The organism is Flavobacterium sp. (genome assembly GCF_027484945.1).
Taxonomy (GTDB): domain Bacteria; phylum Bacteroidota; class Bacteroidia; order Flavobacteriales; family Flavobacteriaceae; genus Flavobacterium.
Genome location: NZ_JAIXRZ010000013.1, coordinates 1 through 18630, shown reverse-complemented (window position 1 = coordinate 18630; position 18630 = coordinate 1). Strand labels below are relative to the sequence as shown.

The 18630-nt window shown below is 38.2% G+C and carries 17 protein-coding genes; 8 read left to right on the top strand and 9 right to left on the bottom strand.

Annotation, left to right across the window (positions count from 1 at the left end; translation table 11 throughout):
- Window positions 1-19: 19 nt before the first annotated feature.
- The 4 genes from Q0039_RS01555 to Q0039_RS01540 form a co-directional block, all read right to left on the bottom strand.
- Entirely contained in the window at window positions 20-1435 is a 1416-nt protein-coding gene (locus Q0039_RS01555; RefSeq protein WP_297508005.1) for an OmpA family protein, read from the bottom strand.
- A gap of 83 nt (window positions 1436-1518) precedes the next feature.
- On the bottom strand, window positions 1519-2712 hold the full coding sequence (gene kbl, locus Q0039_RS01550; RefSeq protein ID WP_297508002.1) for a glycine C-acetyltransferase: 1194 nt from the start codon (window positions 2710-2712) through the stop codon (window positions 1519-1521).
- 4 nt (window positions 2713-2716) lie between these two features.
- Window positions 2717-5884: a UvrD-helicase domain-containing protein gene (locus tag Q0039_RS01545; protein WP_297507999.1), complete on the bottom strand. Its 3168-nt coding sequence runs from the start codon at window positions 5882-5884 to the stop codon at window positions 2717-2719.
- Window positions 5881-6417 carry a GNAT family N-acetyltransferase gene (locus Q0039_RS01540; RefSeq protein ID WP_297507996.1) on the bottom strand — a complete coding sequence of 179 codons (537 nt, stop codon included), beginning with the start codon at window positions 6415-6417 and terminating at the stop codon, window positions 5881-5883. Before Q0039_RS01540 ends, Q0039_RS01545 begins: the two co-directional genes overlap by 4 nt.
- Window positions 6418-6526: 109 nt before the next feature.
- Between Q0039_RS01540 and Q0039_RS01535 the strand changes: the two genes are divergently transcribed.
- A complete protein-coding gene (locus Q0039_RS01535; RefSeq protein ID WP_297507993.1) occupies window positions 6527-7135 on the top strand; it encodes a superoxide dismutase in 609 nt (202 codons plus the stop codon).
- Between the two features lie 407 nt (window positions 7136-7542).
- Here Q0039_RS01535 and Q0039_RS01530 read toward each other — a convergent pair whose 3' ends face one another.
- Window positions 7543-9441 carry an amidophosphoribosyltransferase gene (locus Q0039_RS01530; protein ID WP_297507990.1) on the bottom strand — a complete coding sequence of 633 codons (1899 nt, stop codon included), beginning with the start codon at window positions 9439-9441 and terminating at the stop codon, window positions 7543-7545.
- A gap of 113 nt (window positions 9442-9554) precedes the next feature.
- On the bottom strand, window positions 9555-10478 hold the full coding sequence (locus Q0039_RS01525; RefSeq protein WP_297507987.1) for a PfkB family carbohydrate kinase: 924 nt from the start codon (window positions 10476-10478) through the stop codon (window positions 9555-9557).
- A 318-nt stretch (window positions 10479-10796) separates the two neighbouring features.
- Here Q0039_RS01525 and Q0039_RS01520 point away from each other — a divergent pair, with 318 nt between their 5' ends.
- Window positions 10797-11123, top strand: coding sequence for a hypothetical protein (locus tag Q0039_RS01520; RefSeq protein ID WP_297507984.1), 327 nt, complete (start codon window positions 10797-10799; stop codon window positions 11121-11123).
- On the opposite strand, the gene rnhA is transcribed toward Q0039_RS01520, so the two are convergent.
- Both rnhA and Q0039_RS01510 read right to left on the bottom strand, forming a co-directional pair.
- Window positions 11120-11596 (bottom strand): ribonuclease HI, encoded by a 477-nt coding sequence (gene rnhA, locus Q0039_RS01515; protein ID WP_297507981.1) that lies wholly within the window; start codon window positions 11594-11596, stop codon window positions 11120-11122. The two genes, Q0039_RS01520 and rnhA, sit on opposite strands and share 4 nt — an antisense overlap.
- A gap of 63 nt (window positions 11597-11659) precedes the next feature.
- Complete coding sequence (locus Q0039_RS01510; RefSeq protein WP_297507978.1) at window positions 11660-12235, bottom strand: phosphoribosylglycinamide formyltransferase; 576 nt, start codon at window positions 12233-12235, stop codon at window positions 11660-11662.
- A 184-nt stretch (window positions 12236-12419) separates the two neighbouring features.
- Here Q0039_RS01510 and Q0039_RS01505 point away from each other — a divergent pair, with 184 nt between their 5' ends.
- The 6 genes from Q0039_RS01505 (at window position 12420) to Q0039_RS01480 (ending at window position 17725) form a co-directional block, all read left to right on the top strand.
- A complete protein-coding gene (locus Q0039_RS01505; RefSeq protein WP_026980165.1) occupies window positions 12420-12656 on the top strand; it encodes an acyl carrier protein in 237 nt (78 codons plus the stop codon).
- A 174-nt stretch (window positions 12657-12830) separates the two neighbouring features.
- Window positions 12831-14084, top strand: a complete 1254-nt coding sequence (gene fabF, locus Q0039_RS01500; RefSeq protein ID WP_297507974.1) for a beta-ketoacyl-ACP synthase II — start codon at window positions 12831-12833, stop codon at window positions 14082-14084.
- A gap of 7 nt (window positions 14085-14091) precedes the next feature.
- Entirely contained in the window at window positions 14092-14838 is a 747-nt protein-coding gene (gene rnc / locus Q0039_RS01495; RefSeq protein WP_297507971.1) for a ribonuclease III, read from the top strand.
- A 112-nt stretch (window positions 14839-14950) separates the two neighbouring features.
- On the top strand, window positions 14951-15436 hold the full coding sequence (locus Q0039_RS01490; RefSeq protein WP_297507968.1) for an IPExxxVDY family protein: 486 nt from the start codon (window positions 14951-14953) through the stop codon (window positions 15434-15436).
- Between the two features lie 3 nt (window positions 15437-15439).
- Window positions 15440-16873 (top strand): pyruvate kinase, encoded by a 1434-nt coding sequence (gene pyk / locus Q0039_RS01485; protein ID WP_297507965.1) that lies wholly within the window; start codon window positions 15440-15442, stop codon window positions 16871-16873.
- Between the two features lie 99 nt (window positions 16874-16972).
- The gene (locus Q0039_RS01480; protein WP_297507962.1) at window positions 16973-17725 is read left to right on the top strand and encodes a Bax inhibitor-1/YccA family protein; all 753 of its coding nucleotides are present in this window, start codon (window positions 16973-16975) and stop codon (window positions 17723-17725) included.
- 147 nt (window positions 17726-17872) lie between these two features.
- Here the strand turns inward: Q0039_RS01480 and Q0039_RS01475 are convergent.
- Window positions 17873-18630, bottom strand: a 758-nt coding sequence (locus Q0039_RS01475) for a DNA polymerase IV (RefSeq protein ID WP_297507959.1), incomplete at its 5' end; no start/stop codon positions are given.

The window sequence follows — 18630 nt, the reverse complement described above, 5'->3', positions numbered from 1 at the left end:
GAAAATATTTAAAAAGAAATTATTTTATTAATTTCACTTCAACACGTCTGTTTTGTGCTTGTCCTGCTTTTGTTTTGTTTGAAGCAACAGGCATTGACTCTCCAAAACCTTTCGAAGATAAACGCGAAGCATCAATACCATTAGTTACTAAAAAGTTTTTAATAGCTGCTGCTCTTTCTTCAGACAATTTCAAGTTGGTAGCATCTGCACCCTTGTTGTCTGTATGACCTTCAATAGAGAATTGTGAATTTGGATATTCCTTAAAGATAGCTGTCATCGCCTCAAGAACTGGATATGTTTGTTTTTGGAATGATGCTTTACCAGTATCAAACAAGATTGTTTTTCCATAATCGTTCAAACGTTTCATAACTTCTTCAGTTACTTCAGGACATCCTTTATTAGCAGCTGTACCCGCAACATCTGGACACTGATCATCTTTATCTAAAACTTTATCCCCATCTCTATCTGGCCAAGGACATCCACCGTTTTCTTTTGGACCTTTAACATCTTTACATTTGTCCTCTTTATCAGCGATACCATCACCGTCAGCATCTGGACATCCTCCTAAAGCAGCAACACCAGCTGCATCTGGACAAGCATCTTCTTTATCTTGAATACCATCAGCATCTGTATCAGGACAACCTGCAAACTGAGCTAAACCTGGAGTATCTGGACAAGAATCATCTTTGTCAATAATTTTATCTCCGTCAGAATCTGGACAACCTTTAAATTCAATTGTACCCGCAGCATCTGGACAAGCATCGTCATTATCATAAATTCCGTCGTTGTCTGTATCTTTTGCACCAAATTTAAAGATTAAACCTGCAGAATGTAAAATGTGTGTTGGTACATCAACATTAGCAAAACGAGTGTCATCAAAAGAATGCTTGTAAGTAGCTGAATAGCTAAAACCAATTTGTTTTCCAAACCAGTAAGTCAAACCTAGACCTGCGTTTACAGTACCTGCTGAAGCATTACCTAACCATGAGTAACCACCACCAAATTGAGCTGATGGATCAAATGATTTAGATTTGATTAAGCTCATAAAGCTATAGCGAACCACACCATCAAAGCTGTAATACATTAAATCCCCTGGGTTAGCTACGGTATACTCACTCGTATTTGTAGCCGCGTCGTATACACGTTCACCAACCATTTTGTTGATTTTGTTAATAGAACCTGTAACTCCAAAAGAGAAGTTATTTCCTACATAATGTGAAACGTTTACTGAGCTCACTGCCGGCATTACACTCCAATACTCTCTTGCATTGAAGAATTGAGAGAATTGATCTTTAATTGTGGAAGCAGCGCTAACTCTTCCGCCATCAAATGCATTGGCACCAATAGTAACCGACCATTTGTTGTTATAATCTTGAGCTTGAACGGTTAAGCCAGCAAGCATCAAAATAGCACATAGTTTGTTAAGATGTCTCATACTTAATTTTGTTAGATTATTATATATGAATAGTGCGCAAAATTATAACCAAATAATGAAATATCAAAATGTTATCCCATATTTCAATGAATTATCCCTAAGCTTTTTCCAACTTCAGTAAATGCGGTTATCGCTTTATCCAAATGAATTTGGGTATGTGCAGCGGAAAGTTGTACGCGAATGCGCGCTTTTTCTTTAGGCACAACCGGATAAAAGAAGCCTATAACATAAATCCCTTTTTTTAACAATTCATCGGCCATTACTTGTGATAATTTTGCATCATAAAGCATCACTGGAACAATGGCAGAGTCACCATCAATGATATCAAATCCAGCGGCTTTCATTCCTTTTTTAAAATAGTTGGTATTCCACTCCAATTGATCGCGTAAGGAAGTATCTTTTTCTAATAATTCAAAAACTTTAAGCGAAGCACCAACAATACTTGGCGCCAGCGAATTTGAAAACAAATACGGACGCGAACGCTGTCTCAAGAGTTCAATTATTTCTTTTTTTGCGGTAGTATAACCACCCATTGCTCCACCCAAGGCTTTACCAAGTGTTCCCGTAATGATGTCTACGCGACCCATAACTCCTTTTGCTTCCAATGTTCCTTTACCCGTAGTTCCTATAAAACCTGCGGCATGGCATTCATCTACCATAACCATTGCATCATATTGATCCGCTAAATCGCATATTTTATCCAATGGTGCAACTAGACCATCCATAGAAAACACTCCATCAGTAACAATTAACTTAAAACGGTGCCCTGCTGCTGTTGCCTTTTGAAGTTGTGTTTCCAAATCGGCCATGTTGTTGTTTTCATAACGATAGCGGGCTGCCTTACATAATCGAACACCGTCAATAATAGAGGCATGGTTTAGACTATCGGATATAATACAATCGTCCTCACCAAGCAAAGGTTCAAAAACCCCACCATTAGCATCAAATGCTGCGGCATATAAAATTGTATCTTCCGTGCCATAAAAATCGGCAATTTTTTGTTCCAATGATTTGTGAATATCTTGCGTACCGCAGATAAACCGTACCGATGACATCCCAAACCCATGCGAATCCATTGCATCTTTGGCCGCTTGAATTACTTCAGGATGAGAAGATAATCCCAAATAATTGTTCGCACAAAAGTTTAAAACAGTCGTCCCATTAACCGTTATTTCGGCACCTTGAGGCGAAGTAATAATTCGTTCTTTCTTGTATAACCCACCGTCTTTAATCGATTGGATTTCATTTTGCAAATGCTGCTGAATTTTTCCGTACATAAAATTAAGTAATTGATTCGTGCAAATGTACAATTTCGATGTTCTCACCAATATAAACAAGTGTTTTTTTCGCTACCTGCAAACCCATATCTTGAAGAGCCTTTTCATATCCTTCCAGTTGCAATTTATAGTTTTCATGATGCTCTCCCGTTTTGTAATCCAACAAATACGCTTGATTACCTTTGATTACAACCCGGTCAGGCTTTAATAAAATCCCTTTTTGAGGTTGAACAATGGTTTGCTCACTATACACTTTCCCATCTGGTGAGAAGAAATCTGTTAATTCTTTATGAGTCACAATTTGCAGCAACGTTTTTCGAATCGCTTGGGATTGGATTACCGTAATTAGTCCCTCTTCAACGGAACGCTCTAAAGCCCAATCTATATCGGAAGGCGTCTGAATTTTAGCCATGATTTCGTGAATTAAATTCCCAAAAGCAATGGCCTCCTGCTGAAGTGTCCCCCACATTAAACTTTCGCGTTGTGCAATTTTGATCTTATTAATATCAAATTTATGCGCTACTTTAGGCATAAGTTGCGAAGCTTGTATAGTCTCCTCGGGAGTAGAAACGCGTTGCGATTCCCCCATTAGTATAGGATCGACTCCAATTGTATATCCCCGGTTTTCTAAAAATTCAATAAAAAAAGAGGATAAATTGTTGGGCAGCACCCCTTTGGAAGAACGATTGTTGGCCGAAATTACATACAATTGCTCAACAGCACGCGTTAAAGCGACATAGAGCACATTGATATGATCTAACAAATCTTCTTGCTTGCGTTGGTTATACACTGCTGCTGCATGCGGATTAAACCCTTCCACTTCTTTGTTTTTGGCTACCAATGCTTTTGGCACACCGATTTCTTCACTATCGGCATCTAGCCATAATTTATCTCCTTTAGTCAATGCGTAATTTTCTTCTGCAAAAGGAAACAAAACAACAGGAAACTCCAATCCTTTTGACTTGTGTATCGTCATAATTCGGATGGCATCATTTCCTTCAGGGGAAGGAATGCTAAGCTTGTGTGCGTGATTGTCCCAATAACTTAAAAAATCAGACAAACCGGATTGTTTTCGTAAATCTTGCTCCAAAACTACATCTTGAAAATAGTGCAAATAAGCATTGTGTTTATCGGCGGGAATAATTAACTCCGACAAATATTCAACAGCGTCAAACAAGGCCTTTTTTCGTAAATTTTGAAATGAAAATTGGCTCCATTTTGCACCTAATTCCGTTTGCAACATTTTTTCCCATTGTTCTTCCGACTTTAAAGCCATGCCTCTTGAAATAAAAGAATGGATAGCATTGGGAAATGCATTTTTTGCCAAATAATACAATAATTGTGCTTTTGCTCCCGAATCAGTAGGATTGCTTATATAACGTAACGCAGCTATAATTACACGAACTTCACCAGAAGCTTCCAGAAGTAAACTTTCGGAGGAGATAATAGGGATTCTTTGTTCGGTTAACGATTGTGCAATCATTGCTCCATGTCGGTTATTGCGAATCAAAATTGCGATATCACTATAGGCAAAGCCTTGATTTCGAATCGTTGAAATTGTCTTTGCAATGGCTAAAAGGTATTGTTCTGCTTTATCTAAGGCATCATCTTCCAGTTCATTTTTGGGAACAACGGGTAAAAATTCAAAAGATACAAAACCGCCTTTTTTGGAATTGATCTTTTGTTTACTGTAGTGTTGATATAAGGTTTTATAGTCGGTATTTTCAAATTTACCACTGAGAAAATGAAAGAAATCATTGTTAAATTGAATAATTTCAGCATAACTTCGGTAATTGGTTTCTAGCGTTTCACGGGAAAAATCTTTATTCGAAAACGGATTTTCCCCTTTACCTAAACGGATAAATTGTTCGGCTTTACCACCACGCCAGCGGTAAATAGACTGTTTTGGATCACCAACCAAAAGCAATGACCCCGAGACGCCAAACACTTCACCAGCTAAAGCATTGTCGATTAATGGAATTAAATTTTTCCATTGTAATTCAGAAGTGTCTTGAAATTCGTCAATGAAAAAATGACGGTATTTTTCACCTAATTTCTCATAGATGAAAGGAGCCGGTTGGTGCTGAATTTGCTCATGAATTAGCTTATTAAACTCGGTAATCGAAAGAATATTTTGTGCCTCTTGTAACGCTTTTAGTTTTTTCTGCAACGTATTTAATAGCGATAGTGGTGTAACGTTTTTTAAAAAGGCGGTATAAAACAATTTTTTATCCAAGCAGGCGTACATGTCTTGCAATAGATCCATAATTTCTGGAATCAACAACTCAATAGTATTCCGATCGGGCGCTGTTTTATTAATCTTGATTGCATCAACTTCACGATACGTTTTAGTGTTGGGATTGTATTTTTTTTCAATAATTCCATTCAAATGATTCGGGAAATATCCCCCAGAGAACGATTTCAAGTCTACCCCATGTTGATCTAAAAGCTGAAAAATACGCTGTGCATAACCTACAGCTTGCGTCTCTAAATCTGCTGTAAGTTCAATTAATTTATTTTTTAATACTACAAAATCTTCAATTGATTTTTCCTGAAGTTGTGCAATTTCCTCCCGATTATTTTCATTTAACATTAACTTACCGGTTTCGAAAATTTCTTTAGAAATATCCCAACTTTTATCATCATCGGTCTTTTCCATCGTATAGTTCACCAGAAGCTGGGTCAAGATCTCGTCTTCACCAGCTTGAGCAATGATTGTATCAATCGCTTCCGTTAGTAAACTATCGGTATCTAAAGAAACCTCAAAGGTTATCGGCAAATTCAAATCGTGTGCAAATGCACGGATAACTTTGTGGGTAAATTTATCAATGGTTGAAATATCAAAAGCCGCATAATTATGAATCAAATGCTTGATGATTACACGTGCCTTCTCTTCTATTGCCGACAACGACAACCCAGTATCTTGAGCAATATCACGCATAAAATCAAGCGCTTTGGACGAGGGTGTGGGGCTTGCAAATTGCATCAAATTTTCCACAACTCGGCTCTTCATTTCGTGTACCGCTTTATTGGTAAATGTGATTGCTAAAATATTTCGGTAGGCATCGGGTTGGGGAGAACACAATAAAATTTTCAAGTATTCTTTGACCAATGTATAGGTCTTCCCCGATCCGGCAGAAGCATCATAAAGAGAAAAGGCAGTAGTTTTCATAAAGCAGCTAATTGATGGCGTTGAAACGCATAGACAAAATTAATCTTTTCAGGTTCGCCAAAATAGGCTACCTCAATTTCATTTATTTTTTCGGCTCCGAGTTTAGAAATAGCTTTTTGTGAACGAAAATTCTGTGCACCAATATGAAAGAAAACCGTTGCTACATATTGAAATATATATCCTAACATTATTTTCTTTAATTGGCGATTGTATCCCGAACCCCAGTAGGCTCTTCCTACAAAAGTATATCCAATTAATATAGTGTTGTGTATTGCGTTATAGTCATAATACCGGCTACAACCCACAACGGCATTTGTCGTTTTTTCGAGTATCAAAAAAGCGCCTTTCGATTCTAAGGCGCCTTTGAAATAAATTTCAAAATCAGTTCTTTGATAACGGTTGGGGTTTGGGTGTTGTTCCCACAAAAGCGGATCTGCAGCCACTGCATATAATGCTTCAAAATGATCTTCGCTTAATGGAATCAATCGAATTTTGTCGCCTTCGAGATGGGTGGGCTGTGCCGAAAAATGCATCTTTTATTATTTGTTAAAACTAACGTTAAATCGAGAAATTGTATTTTCTATTCCGAAGTTAAATGTATAAATTTGAATTTAAATTAATATTCATTTAAACAAAAAAATTATGGCTTTTGAGTTACCACAATTACCCTATGCTCACGATGCATTGGAACCCCATATTGATGCGCGTACTATGGAAATTCACCATAGCAAACATCATAATGCGTACACAACTAACCTAAACGCTGCCATAGCTGGCACTGATTTAGAAGGAAAAACCATTGAAGAACTATTAGAAAACCTAGATATGAGTAAAGCGGCTATTCGCAACAACGGCGGTGGCTTTTACAACCATAACTTGTTTTGGAATATTATGGCTCCTAATGCAGGCGGCACTCCAACTGGTGAATTAGGCGCTGCAATATCCCGTGATTTTGGATCATTTGATGAATTTAAAGCGCAATTTGCTAAAGCAGGAGCTACGCAATTTGGTTCTGGTTGGGCGTGGTTATGCGTACACAAAGGCGGAAAATTGGAAGTTTGCGCTACTCCCAATCAAGACAACCCGCTTATGCCTGGTGTTGCATGCCAAGGGTTCCCTATATTAGGAATGGATGTTTGGGAGCACGCCTATTACCTAAATTACCAAAATCGTCGCCCAGATTATATTGAAGCCTTTTTCAATGTAATCAATTGGAACGAAGTTTCACGATTATATGAAGCTAATAAATAAGAATTAGAAATCAATACTTTAACCCCAATTATTGGGGTTTTTTTATTTATAAAAATAAAAAGGCGTTCTAGCGAACGCCTTTTTGCCCCAAATCTACCATAAACTTAACCTACTAAATACTATGGTAGAGCAAAATTATACAACAGCCTTTTGTTCAGGTGCTATTTGAAAATAAATGTGCGAAATGAATTGTTTTGAGAGTGAATGGTACGAAAATAAAAGAGAACACATGAATTTCGTAAAAATAAAAAAGGTGAAAATTTCTTCTCACCCTTTTTGCCCCAAATCTACCATAAACTTAACCTACTAATGCTATGGTGATTCAAATGTATATAGTTCTGTAATTACCATCACAAAATTATTGACGAATTACCAATAAAAACGATAAAGTGCATCTTTTCAGAATTTTAGTACGCGCGCGCATCTTTCCCTTCATAAAAATTCATAAAGGCCCGATTCACAACTCGATTGCCTCCGGGAGTGGGATAATCACCTGTAAAATACCAATCCCCAAGATGCTTTGGACAGGCGTGATGTAGGTTTTCTACCGATTGAAAAATAAGTGTCACTTCGGCTCTAATTCCCTCAGGCTTTAAAAGTCGTGCGATCTTATTTGAAATTTCTTTATCGCTGAAGGATGCATATATCATTTTCACATGATTAACAATTTCGGTGTCGGGTTTTCCTTCTTGCGCTTTACACTTAGCATAGACTTCATCAACAATTGAATACTGATTTTGCTCTTTCAATAATTCAATTGCTGCTCGAAATGCAATTAACCCTTCCAATTTTGCCATATCAATTCCGTAACAATCCGGGTAACGAATTTGTGGCGCTGAGGAAACCACAACGATTTTTTTCGGATTCAAACGATCCATCATGCGAAGAATACTGTTTTTTAGGGTTGTTCCCCGCACAATACTATCGTCTATGATTACGAGATTATCCGAAGGCTGAATCACACCATACGTTACATCATATACATGGGCTACTAAATCATCCCGACTACTGTCTTCAGTAATAAAAGTGCGCAATTTAGCATCTTTAATAGCGATTTTCTCCGTTCGGATTTTAACCGCCAAGATTTCTTCTAGTTTTTCTTTAATTAACGTCTTTCGGTTGTCTAAAATGTATTGATTTTTGCGTTGGTTTAAAAAGTCATTCGCGGCTTCTATCATACCAAAAAAAGAAGTTTCAGCCGTATTGGGAATATATGAAAACACTGTATTGTCGGTATCTTGATCAATAGAATCCAAAACATCGGGTAAAATTAATTTACCTAAAGCTTTTCGTTCTTGATAAATTTCGGCATCACTCCCACGTGAAAAATAAATTCGCTCAAACGAACAGGCTCTTTTTTCAACCGGAACAATGATTTCTTCCTCGGTAACCGTTCCGTTTTTCTTAATAATTAGTGCATTTCCAGGTTGTAATTCTTTAACAGCGTCAAAAGCAACATTAAATACCGTTTGTATCACCGGGCGTTCTGATGCCACCACCACGACTTCATCATCTTCATAATAAAAGGCCGGACGAATACCTGCAGGATCCCGCAACACAAAAGCATCACCATGACCAAATAACCCCGCCATCGCAAAACCGCCATCCCATCCGCGAGAAGCACGTTTTAAAATACGATTGATATTTAAACGTTCGGCAATTACAGGAGAAGCCTCACGCTTGGTTAGTCCTTCATTTTTACATTCTTGGTACAACTCAGTTACCTCATCATCCAAAAAATGACCAATTTTTTCCATGACCGTAACGGTATCTGCCATTTCTTTTGGGTGTTGTCCTAACTCGACTAAACTAGCAAAGAGTTCCTTAACATTAGTCATATTAAAATTACCCGCAACAATTAAATTACGATGCATCCAATTGTTTTGACGTAAAAAAGGGTGAACACTTTCAATGCTGTTTTTCCCAAAAGTGCCATAGCGAACATGACCTAAAAACAATTCGCCAATATAGGGGATCGTTGCTTTTTGCCAAGCCACATCATCGCCTTTATCGGGATTGGATTCAAGCTCACTATTGATTCGTTGATTGATTTGAGCAAACACATCCTGAATCGGCTGTGCCTCATTGGAACGGATACGACTGATATACCGTTCCCCGGGATCGACATCAAATTTAATCGATGCAAATCCAGCTCCGTCTTGCCCGCGGTTATGTTGTTTTTCCATGAGCAAATACATTTTTTGTATGCCATAGAAAGCCGAACCGTATTTTTGTTTGTAGTAATCCAACGGTTTCTTCAACCGTAAAAGTGCAATTCCACATTCGTGTTTTACTGCATCACTCATAAAATGTTGTTGTGTTGTGTGTTGTTGTTTAGTACTCTGAAAATCAATGAAATTTTCGGGAAATTATATTTTAAGTAAACAAAAATGCCCCGAAAATTCGAGGCATAAAGTTACTATAATTCTATTTCAAATTGGGTCAGCGCTTTAAATTGTTTCAATCGTTGCGCGACATCTTCCTTCGTCAAATTAACCATGCGCTCAGTTCCAAATTGCTCCACACAGAATGACGCTAAATTGGATCCTTGAATAATCGCTGTTTTTAGTGTTTCAAACGAAACATCGCCTTGTTGTGCTATATAGCCTGCAAATCCACCTGCAAACGTGTCACCTGCTCCCGTTGGGTCGAATACATCGGCTAACGGTAATGCGGGTGCAAAGAAAATATGTTCATTATGGAATAATAAGGCACCATGTTCTCCTTTTTTAATCACTACGTATTTTGGGCCCATCGTATGGATCTTTGCAGCTGCTTTTACCAAAGAATATTCTCCCGATAATTGACGGGCTTCTTCATCGTTAATGGTAATCACGTCTACGCGTTTAATCACCTCCATTAATTCGGGTAATGCACAATCCATCCAGAAATTCATAGTGTCCAACACCACCAATTTTGGTTTTTTTGTTAATTGATTCAAAACACCGGTTTGTACTAACGGATGCAAATTGCCCAACATCACTACATCGGCGTCTTTGAAGTTTTCTGGCACAATAGGATTAAAATCGGCCAGAACATTAAGTTCTGTAGCCAAAGTATCGCGCGAATTCATATCGTTATGGTAGCGACCACTCCAAAAAAACGTTTTTCCGCCTTTAACAATTTCCAAACCCGAAATATCAATGTTGCGTGCCGTTAATAAATCCAAATACGCTTGTGGAAAATCATCCCCTACAACTGAAACAATTGCGGATTGCAGGTTGAAATGCGCTGCCGATAACCCAATAAAGGTACCTGCGCCTCCTAATATTTTGTCGGTTTTGCCGAAGGGAGTTTCGATGGCATCAAAAGCCACTGTCCCAACGATTAAAAGCTTGTTCATGAACACGTTTTTATAGTGAAGGCGCAAAGATACGTATTCATTTATTAAGAATAAAAACTTCGCTTGGAAAAGGTTTTTTTGTCTTTACTTTTCTAAAGAAAAACCCGGCCTAAATCGATTTGTGAAACGTTTCAGGAATCTATTTTTTTTAGGAAAAAATCAATCGTGTTTAATTCAATACGCATTTGAACCTCAGAAAGTGGTTACTTATATAATAAATATGAATATTCCATTTAAAATCACTAAATTAGAAGAACTTAACACATCTGGGTAATAATTGAGCATTATTTTTCTCACATAGGTGTAAAACTTTGCGCCATGCAACATCGAGGCGAAATAATTAAAAAAGCGGTATACGAAAGTGGAATGCCCATTAGTCAATTGGCATTACGCTTAAACCGAAGCAGACGTTGGGTTTATCTGATGTTTGAAAACCAAAACGTATCGATTGATGTAGTGCTAGCTATAGGAAAAGTTATCAATTATGATTTTAGTTCCGAGATCTATGAACTTCGGAAAAATGTAGTGCAGGAAGAACGTTCAGCCTATCCTGAAAATACTACTACTTCAGAATATTGGAAAGCAAAATATATAAACTTGCTTGAAGAGTACAATACGCTTCTCAAAAATTTAAAAAACGATTAGAATAATTCATTCTGATGTTGCTCATAATAGGTGTCTACTGATAAATTCGGTTGCATCGAACCCATGACGGCCAATTGATCACAGCGTTCATTTTGAGGATGGTTATTGTGCCCTTTTACCCATTGAAAATCGACCTTATGTTGCCGGAATTGCTTTAAAAAACGAATCCACAGGTCGGGATTTTTCTTTCCTTTAAATCCTTTTTTCTCCCAATCCAAAAGCCAACCTTTTACAACGGCATCGACAACGTATTTACTATCAGATACAACCAAAACAGTCATCCCTGGTTGGCGCAATTTTTCCAAACCTTCGATCACTGCCAACAATTCCATTCGGTTATTGGTCGTCAACCGAAATCCTTCAAAAAACTCTTTGCGATAATTTGTTCCTACTTGTTCTAATACCACTCCATATCCGCCTGGGCCAGGATTTCCCTTGGCTGCGCCATCGGTGTATAAGTGGATTTGATGCATGGAAAAATTATTTTAAATTTTGAATTAGAAATTATAAATTATGCGTTGGATTGTTTTTGAGTGTTATAAATTGTAATCCTTTTTGGTCTCTAATATTTGAGCTATAACTTTTGGAAAATGCTGTTGTTCCAATTCATGAATTTTAGCTGCAATGCATGCTACCGTGGTACATGTTTCAATCGAGGTTTCAAATTGTGCGATAATTGCCCCTTCATCATAATGCTCGTTGACATAATGTATCGTAATTCCGGTTTTCAATTCTTGATTTTCGAGGACTGCTTGATGCACATACGTTCCATACATTCCTTTTCCCCCATATTTAGGCAATAATGCGGGATGAACATTAACAACTTTTGGGAATACTTCTAAAATTGCCTTTGGGAACATCCAAATAAATCCGGCTAAAACAATTAAATCGGGTCGAAATGCCTGTAAACGCGACAGCACATCACCTTCAACTAATTGTGTTTTATCAAAAAATTCCAACTGAACGCCCAAGCTTTTTGCTTTATCAACTACACCCGCTTGTGGATTATTGCAAAAAACCGCCCCTACACGAACCGATTTCGTTGAAAAATAGCGAATAATCGCTTCGGCATTCGTGCCTGAACCGGAGGCAAAAATCACAATTTGTGACATATTGGAAAATAATTAGTCGTTTTTCTTCTGCAAAAAAACAAATAAATCACGAGATAAATCACCGATGCTTAAAGGATTCTTAAAATTTTTTAGTATCTTCGTTACAACATTTGTGTTTCAAAATGTAGAAATAAAATAAAGTTTTTTATTTTTGCCATCAATTTAAAATTAAAAATTAGAAACTATGTCAGACATTGCATCAAGAGTTAAAGCGATTATCGTGGACAAACTAGGAGTTGACGAAAATGAAGTTGTATCTGAAGCAAGCTTCACTAACGATTTAGGAGCGGATTCATTAGATACTGTTGAGCTTATCATGGAGTTCGAGAAAGAATTTGACATCCAAATTCCAGACGATCAGGCAGAAAATATTTCAACTGTTGGTCAAGCTATCTCTTACATCGAAGAAGCTAAAAAATAATAAAATATAACTATCCCGTATAATCGCAACGTTTATACGGGTTTTTATTATTTTAAAATTACGATTTTATGATTGGAAATCAATCATGTCTATAAATACCCCTGTCTCTTTGCGCTAACCCAAAAAAGGAACACGGGTATTCTTTATATTAGCAACAAAATAAAAATCATCTCTATGCAATTAAAGCGTGTTGTTGTAACCGGACTTGGAGCCCTTACTCCTATTGGAAATTCCATTGCGGAATATTGGGAAGGTTTGGTAAATGGCCGAAGCGGTGCTGCACCGATTACGTATTACGATACCGAGAAACACAAAACAAAGTTTGCTTGTGAAGTGAAAAACTTTGATGTGGAGCAATACATGGACCGCAAAGAGTCCCGCCGTTTGGATAAATTTTCACAATATGCTATTGCGGCCAGCGATGAAGCCATAAAAGATGCGGGGATCTCCGACGAAAATGTGGATAAAAGTCGGGTTGGAGTTATTTGGGGAGCTGGAATTGGCGGTTTAGAAACCTTTCAAGATGAAGTGTTGAACTATGCCAAAGGTGATGGAACTCCAAAATTCAATCCTTTTTTCATACCGAAAATGATTGCCGACATTGCACCAGCGCACATTTCAATGCGCAATGGTTATATGGGGCCTAATTATACTACTGTTTCTGCCTGTGCTTCTTCGGCAAACGCTTTGATTGATGCCTTCAATTACATCCGTTTAGGGATGTGTGATGTAATTATTTCAGGTGGTTCTGAAGCAGCTGTTACCATAGCCGGCATGGGTGGATTCAACTCCATGCATGCACTTTCCACTCGAAATGAAAGTCCGTCAACGGCTTCACGTCCATTTGATGCTACCCGTGACGGATTTGTATTAGGGGAAGGTGCCGGTGCTTTAGTTTTAGAAGAATACGAACATGCAAAAGCCCGTGGAGCAAAAATTTATTGCGAAATCGGAGGTGGTGGTTTGTCTTCAGATGCCTACCACTTAACTGCTCCCCATCCTGAAGGTGTGGGTGTAATCGCTGTAATGAAGAATACGCTACGCGATGCAGGAATGCAACCTCATGAAGTAGATCATATTAATACTCACGGCACCTCTACACCTCTGGGTGATGTAGCCGAATTAAAAGCGATTAGCGCAGTATTTGGGGATCATGCTAAATCCATGAATATTAACTCAACCAAGTCCATGACAGGGCATTTATTGGGTGCTGCAGGAGCAATTGAAGCAATTGCGGTAATATTAGCAATGCAACACGGTATTGTTCCCCCAACGATCAATCATGAAGTGGTAGATGAAAATATTGATCCTTCCTTGAATTTAACGCTTAACAAGGCACAACACCGCGAAATTAAAGTAGCGATGAGCAATACGTTTGGTTTTGGCGGACATAATGCTTGTGTGCTTTTCAAAAAAGTAGACGCGTAATTCCTGTATGCGAATTATAACTAAAATATTTGGAAAAAAATCCCGTCCACAGGCTGAGAACGGGATTTTTTTTGATTCCATCCATTCAATACTGGGATTTGCACCGGGCAATTTAAACTATTACAAAAAAGCATTTACCCACCGCTCATCCAACATTACAGATGATAAAGGAAGCCCATTCAATTATGAACGTTTGGAGTTTTTGGGCGATGCCATGCTCGGATCTGTAATTGCTGCGCATCTTTATAAAGAAGCCCCCTCTGGTGACGAAGGTTACCTCACCAAAATGCGTTCAAAAATTGTGAGTCGCGAACATTTAAACGAACTTGGACGCGACCTCAACTTGGTTCAGTTTGTAGAAAGCAAAGTGCCAACCCATCACTTTGGTGAAAATATTCACGGCAACATCTTTGAAGCCCTAATTGGCGCCATTTTTTTGGACAAAGGGTATGGCTATTGTGAACAATTTATTCGAGAAAAAGTCATCATTCCTTATGTTGATATCGAAAAACTTGAAGGCAAAGTAATTAGTTATAAAAGTTTAGTTATCGAATGGTGTCAAAAAGAAAAACAGCATTTTCATTTTGATGTTTTTGATGATAATGGTAACGACGGACAAAAGTATTTTGGTGTTCGTTTACGGATCAACGATAAGGTTGTAGCCAAATCGCGCGCTACATCCAAGAAAAAAGCGGAAGAAATTGCAGCGAAACGAGCCTACTTTGCTTTTCAGGAAAAAATGAACCGAGCGTAGACCAAATTCAAAAAACCTACAACGTTTTCGTTCATAAAATAACGTTAATCTAACTTTCATTCCGTAAAATCATACCCGATAAAGCTTATATTTACAACTTATTTTGGCGCAAATGGCAACTCAAAAAATCTACATCCATGAGTTTGAGGAAAGCGATTATGAAGTAATTGCAATTCATACGACTTTGGAAGATTCACGGTTGGCTTACCATATTAATCGCCAACTCGAAGTGCTTCTAGCCCGCACTAAAGAAGAACTTCAGATTCAAGTTAAAGATGGGTTGACCGGACTTTCCCGCTTTGAATTTTATGATGAGGGCCAATTTATTACTTGGAACTTGGTACAAAATAAAAGCGAGATCAATAGCGTTACAACTGTAACAAGTGATTTATTTGCAGGAATAGACCATGGCATGGCAGCTAAAGTATATCTTTTGCCCGAATTTAAAAAAGTAGATTACCTGTTAAAAATCGAAAACTTAGAAGCTAATTTAGACTTGGATACCGTAGTCCGAAAAATAAGTGACATTGAATGGGTAAGCCTCGCATACTGTATTGATAAAGACAAATTAAAGTCAAAAAACAATTTAATTTTTTAAAGAATGCCAACCACCAGAAAAAAGACCAAAATTGTAGCCACATTAGGACCGGCATGTAGCACGCGTGAAGTGATTAAAGAAATGATTGACGCCGGAGTAAACGTGTTTCGCATCAACTTTTCACATGCCGATTATGCCGATGTAAAAGAACGAATTGCTATTATCCGTGGACTAAACGAAGAATTTGGGTATACCACAGCTATTCTAGCCGACCTTCAAGGTCCAAAATTGCGTGTGGGGGTAATGAAAGAAGATGTAGTGGTTAATCCCGGTGATATCATTACTTTTCAAACAGCCGAAGATGTTCCCGGAAATGCCGAACGCGTATATATGAACTATAAAGCATTTCCTAGCGATGTTAATCCAGGTGAGCGTATTTTATTAGACGATGGAAAATTGATCTTCGAAGTGGTAGAAACCGACGGGAAAGACGAGGTAAAAACCAAAGTAATACAAGGCGGGCCTTTGAAATCTAAAAAAGGGGTAAATCTTCCGAACACCAAAGTATCACTTCCTGCACTCACACAAAAAGACATCAAAGACGCTATTTTTGCCATTGAAAATAACGTAGATTGGATTGCACTTTCATTTGTGCGTACACCCAAAGACTTGATGGAGTTGCAAGAATTAATCAGCGAACACACCAATCATAAAATTCCGATTGTAGCCAAAATCGAAAAACCAGAAGCAGTAGAAAATATTGATAAAATCGTAGCCTATTGTGATGGGTTAATGGTTGCTCGGGGGGATCTTGGCGTTGAAATTCCGGCCCATGAAGTACCGTTAATTCAGAAAAAATTAATCCATCGCGCCAAAACTGCACGTATCCCTGTAATTGTGGCTACTCAAATGATGGAAACGATGATTACGAGCTTAACCCCTACACGCGCCGAAGTAAATGACGTGGCCAACTCAGTTATGGATGGTGCCGATGCTGTTATGCTTTCTGGCGAAACGTCTGTGGGGAATTTTCCTGTACAAGTTATTGAAAAAATGGCGCAAATCATCGAAGCCGTTGAAGATTCGCCACTTATTCAAGTGCCTCAAAACCCTCCGTATGTACGTACCAAACGTTTTATTACAAAATCGATTTGTTACCATGCCGCAACAATGGCCAATGATATAAAAGCCAAGGCAATTTCGACCTTAACCAATAGTGGTTACACTGCGTTTCAAATTTCCGCTTGGCGTCCTTCTGCCCATATTTTGGTGTATACTTCCAATAAAAAAATTGTAACCCAATTGAACTTGTTGTGGGGTGTAAAAGCTTTTTTTTATGACAAATTAGTTACCACCGATGACACCGTTGACGATATCAACCAAATGGCAAAAGAGCAAGGGTTTGTTAAAAAAGGCGATATTCTAATCAATTTGGCCGCAATGCCCGTAGTTGAGCGAGGGATGGTCAATACACTTCGCATTTCAGAAATTGAATAAAAACTAAAATCAAAAAGTGGGTGCCAAAATTCTAGTATTTTGATAATCCTTTTTTTTTACAAAAAATCAAATTATCTTTGAGAAACAAATAGCACTATTATGGAATCAAAAAACCCTTTTTTCAACACTAAATCGTACAACAATTCTGAAAAAGTTCACGATGCTGTACTAATCGATTACAATCAAACCATGACGTTAAACGGCACGATGAACAAAGCGTTCATTATGCTATTGTTATTGGTAGCTGGCGCAACTGCTACTTGGACACTAATTGGATCGGGATCTGACGCAATCGTGCTTATAATAGGAGGTGCAATCGTAGGTTTAATAGCCGTATTGGTTGCTACTTTTAAACCGCATTTATCGCCGTATTTAGCTCCAGGTTATGCGCTGTTTGAAGGCCTTTTTATTGGCGGAATATCTGCCTTCTTTGAAGCGATGTATCCTGGTATCGTTATTCAAGCTGTTGGCGCTACTTTTGTGACCTTTTTTATTTGTTTGGTACTTTATAAATACCAAATTGTAAAAGTAACTGAACGATTTCGTTCGGTTGTTGTCGCGGCTACACTGGCAATCGCGGCCTATTACTTAATTTCATGGTTGCTTTCGTTATTTTTAAACTTTCAACCCGTTCACCACGGTAGTTCCCTAATGAGTATAGGAATCAGCGTATTTGTGATTGTTATTGCAGCTTTAAATATCTTTTTGGATTTTGATCAAATTGAACGAGGAGTTGCCAACCGCGCACCGAAATACATGGAATGGTATGGTGCTATGGGCTTGATGATCACGCTCGTTTGGTTGTACATTGAATTCTTACGCTTGCTGTCTAAATTGAATAGTAGAGACTAAAAATAGTCGTATAAAAATAGCTCTAAACCATCCTTCGGGGTGGTTTTTTTATACGCCGGATTTGAAATTTGCAGTTTTAGTGAAGAAAATTTCAGATAGCGCGTATTTACAATACGCGCTATCAGTAAAATAGTTATAGCTGTAATCTCAAAAGGCAAACTTCAACTGTACGGCTACCGTTTTTTTAACTTCAGTATTTAAATTGCTTAACGAAATGCCCAACAACCGCACTGACTCTTTCAAACGCTCTTGGTACAACAGTTCCTTAGCTGTTTCAAACAATAAACCTTTATCGGCAATAAAATAGGGTAAGGTCTTGCTCCGGGTTTGGGTGGTAAAATCACTGTATTTGATTTTTAATGTCACTGTTTTGCCCGAAATCGAATGTTTTTTCAAACGACGTTCCAATTCCTCGCCAATTCGTTGCAACTTTTCTTCCATAAACAGCTCCGAAGTCAAATTCTCCCGAAAGGTGTGCTCGGCGGCAACCGATTTGGATACGCGATTGGGTTTGACTTCACTGTAATGAATCCCACGAACAATAGTGTAATAAAAGCCCCCGCTTTTGCCAAAATGCTGCTCCAAATATTCTCGCGAGCGGGCTTTTAAATCCTTCCCAGTAAAAATTCCGTGATGGTACATTTTCTCTGCAGTCACTTTGCCAATGCCATAAAACTTCTTGATATCCAACACCTCCAAAAATGCCTCCACTTCATCGGGAGGGACTGTTTTTTGACCGTTGGGTTTGTTGTAATCACTTGCTACCTTGGCAACAAATTTGGTGTTGGAAATCCCTGCCGAAGCGGTTAACCCAATTTCATTATAAATACGTGAACGAATTTCTTGAGCTAGCAATGAAGCACTCGGATTGCCTTTTTTATTCACCGTCACATCCAAATAGGCCT

Excerpts from the sequence above, each read along its gene's own strand:
- Q0039_RS01555 (WP_297508005.1), bottom strand. The coding sequence starts at position 1,435 with ATGAGACATCTTAACAAACTATGTGCTATTTTGATGCTTGCTGGCTTA.
- kbl (WP_297508002.1), bottom strand. The coding sequence starts at position 2,712 with ATGTACGGAAAAATTCAGCAGCATTTGCAAAATGAAATCCAATCGATT.
- Q0039_RS01545 (WP_297507999.1), bottom strand. The coding sequence starts at position 5,884 with ATGAAAACTACTGCCTTTTCTCTTTATGATGCTTCTGCCGGATCGGGG.
- Q0039_RS01540 (WP_297507996.1), bottom strand. The coding sequence starts at position 6,417 with ATGCATTTTTCGGCACAGCCCACCCATCTCGAAGGCGACAAAATTCGA.
- Q0039_RS01535 (WP_297507993.1), top strand. The coding sequence starts at position 6,527 with ATGGCTTTTGAGTTACCACAATTACCCTATGCTCACGATGCATTGGAA.
- Q0039_RS01530 (WP_297507990.1), bottom strand. The coding sequence starts at position 9,441 with ATGAGTGATGCAGTAAAACACGAATGTGGAATTGCACTTTTACGGTTG.
- Q0039_RS01525 (WP_297507987.1), bottom strand. The coding sequence starts at position 10,478 with ATGAACAAGCTTTTAATCGTTGGGACAGTGGCTTTTGATGCCATCGAA.
- Q0039_RS01520 (WP_297507984.1), top strand. The coding sequence starts at position 10,797 with ATGCAACATCGAGGCGAAATAATTAAAAAAGCGGTATACGAAAGTGGA.
- rnhA (WP_297507981.1), bottom strand. The coding sequence starts at position 11,596 with ATGCATCAAATCCACTTATACACCGATGGCGCAGCCAAGGGAAATCCT.
- Q0039_RS01510 (WP_297507978.1), bottom strand. The coding sequence starts at position 12,235 with ATGTCACAAATTGTGATTTTTGCCTCCGGTTCAGGCACGAATGCCGAA.
- Q0039_RS01505 (WP_026980165.1), top strand. The coding sequence starts at position 12,420 with ATGTCAGACATTGCATCAAGAGTTAAAGCGATTATCGTGGACAAACTA.
- fabF (WP_297507974.1), top strand. The coding sequence starts at position 12,831 with ATGCAATTAAAGCGTGTTGTTGTAACCGGACTTGGAGCCCTTACTCCT.
- rnc (WP_297507971.1), top strand. The coding sequence starts at position 14,092 with ATGCGAATTATAACTAAAATATTTGGAAAAAAATCCCGTCCACAGGCT.
- Q0039_RS01490 (WP_297507968.1), top strand. The coding sequence starts at position 14,951 with ATGGCAACTCAAAAAATCTACATCCATGAGTTTGAGGAAAGCGATTAT.
- pyk (WP_297507965.1), top strand. The coding sequence starts at position 15,440 with ATGCCAACCACCAGAAAAAAGACCAAAATTGTAGCCACATTAGGACCG.
- Q0039_RS01480 (WP_297507962.1), top strand. The coding sequence starts at position 16,973 with ATGGAATCAAAAAACCCTTTTTTCAACACTAAATCGTACAACAATTCT.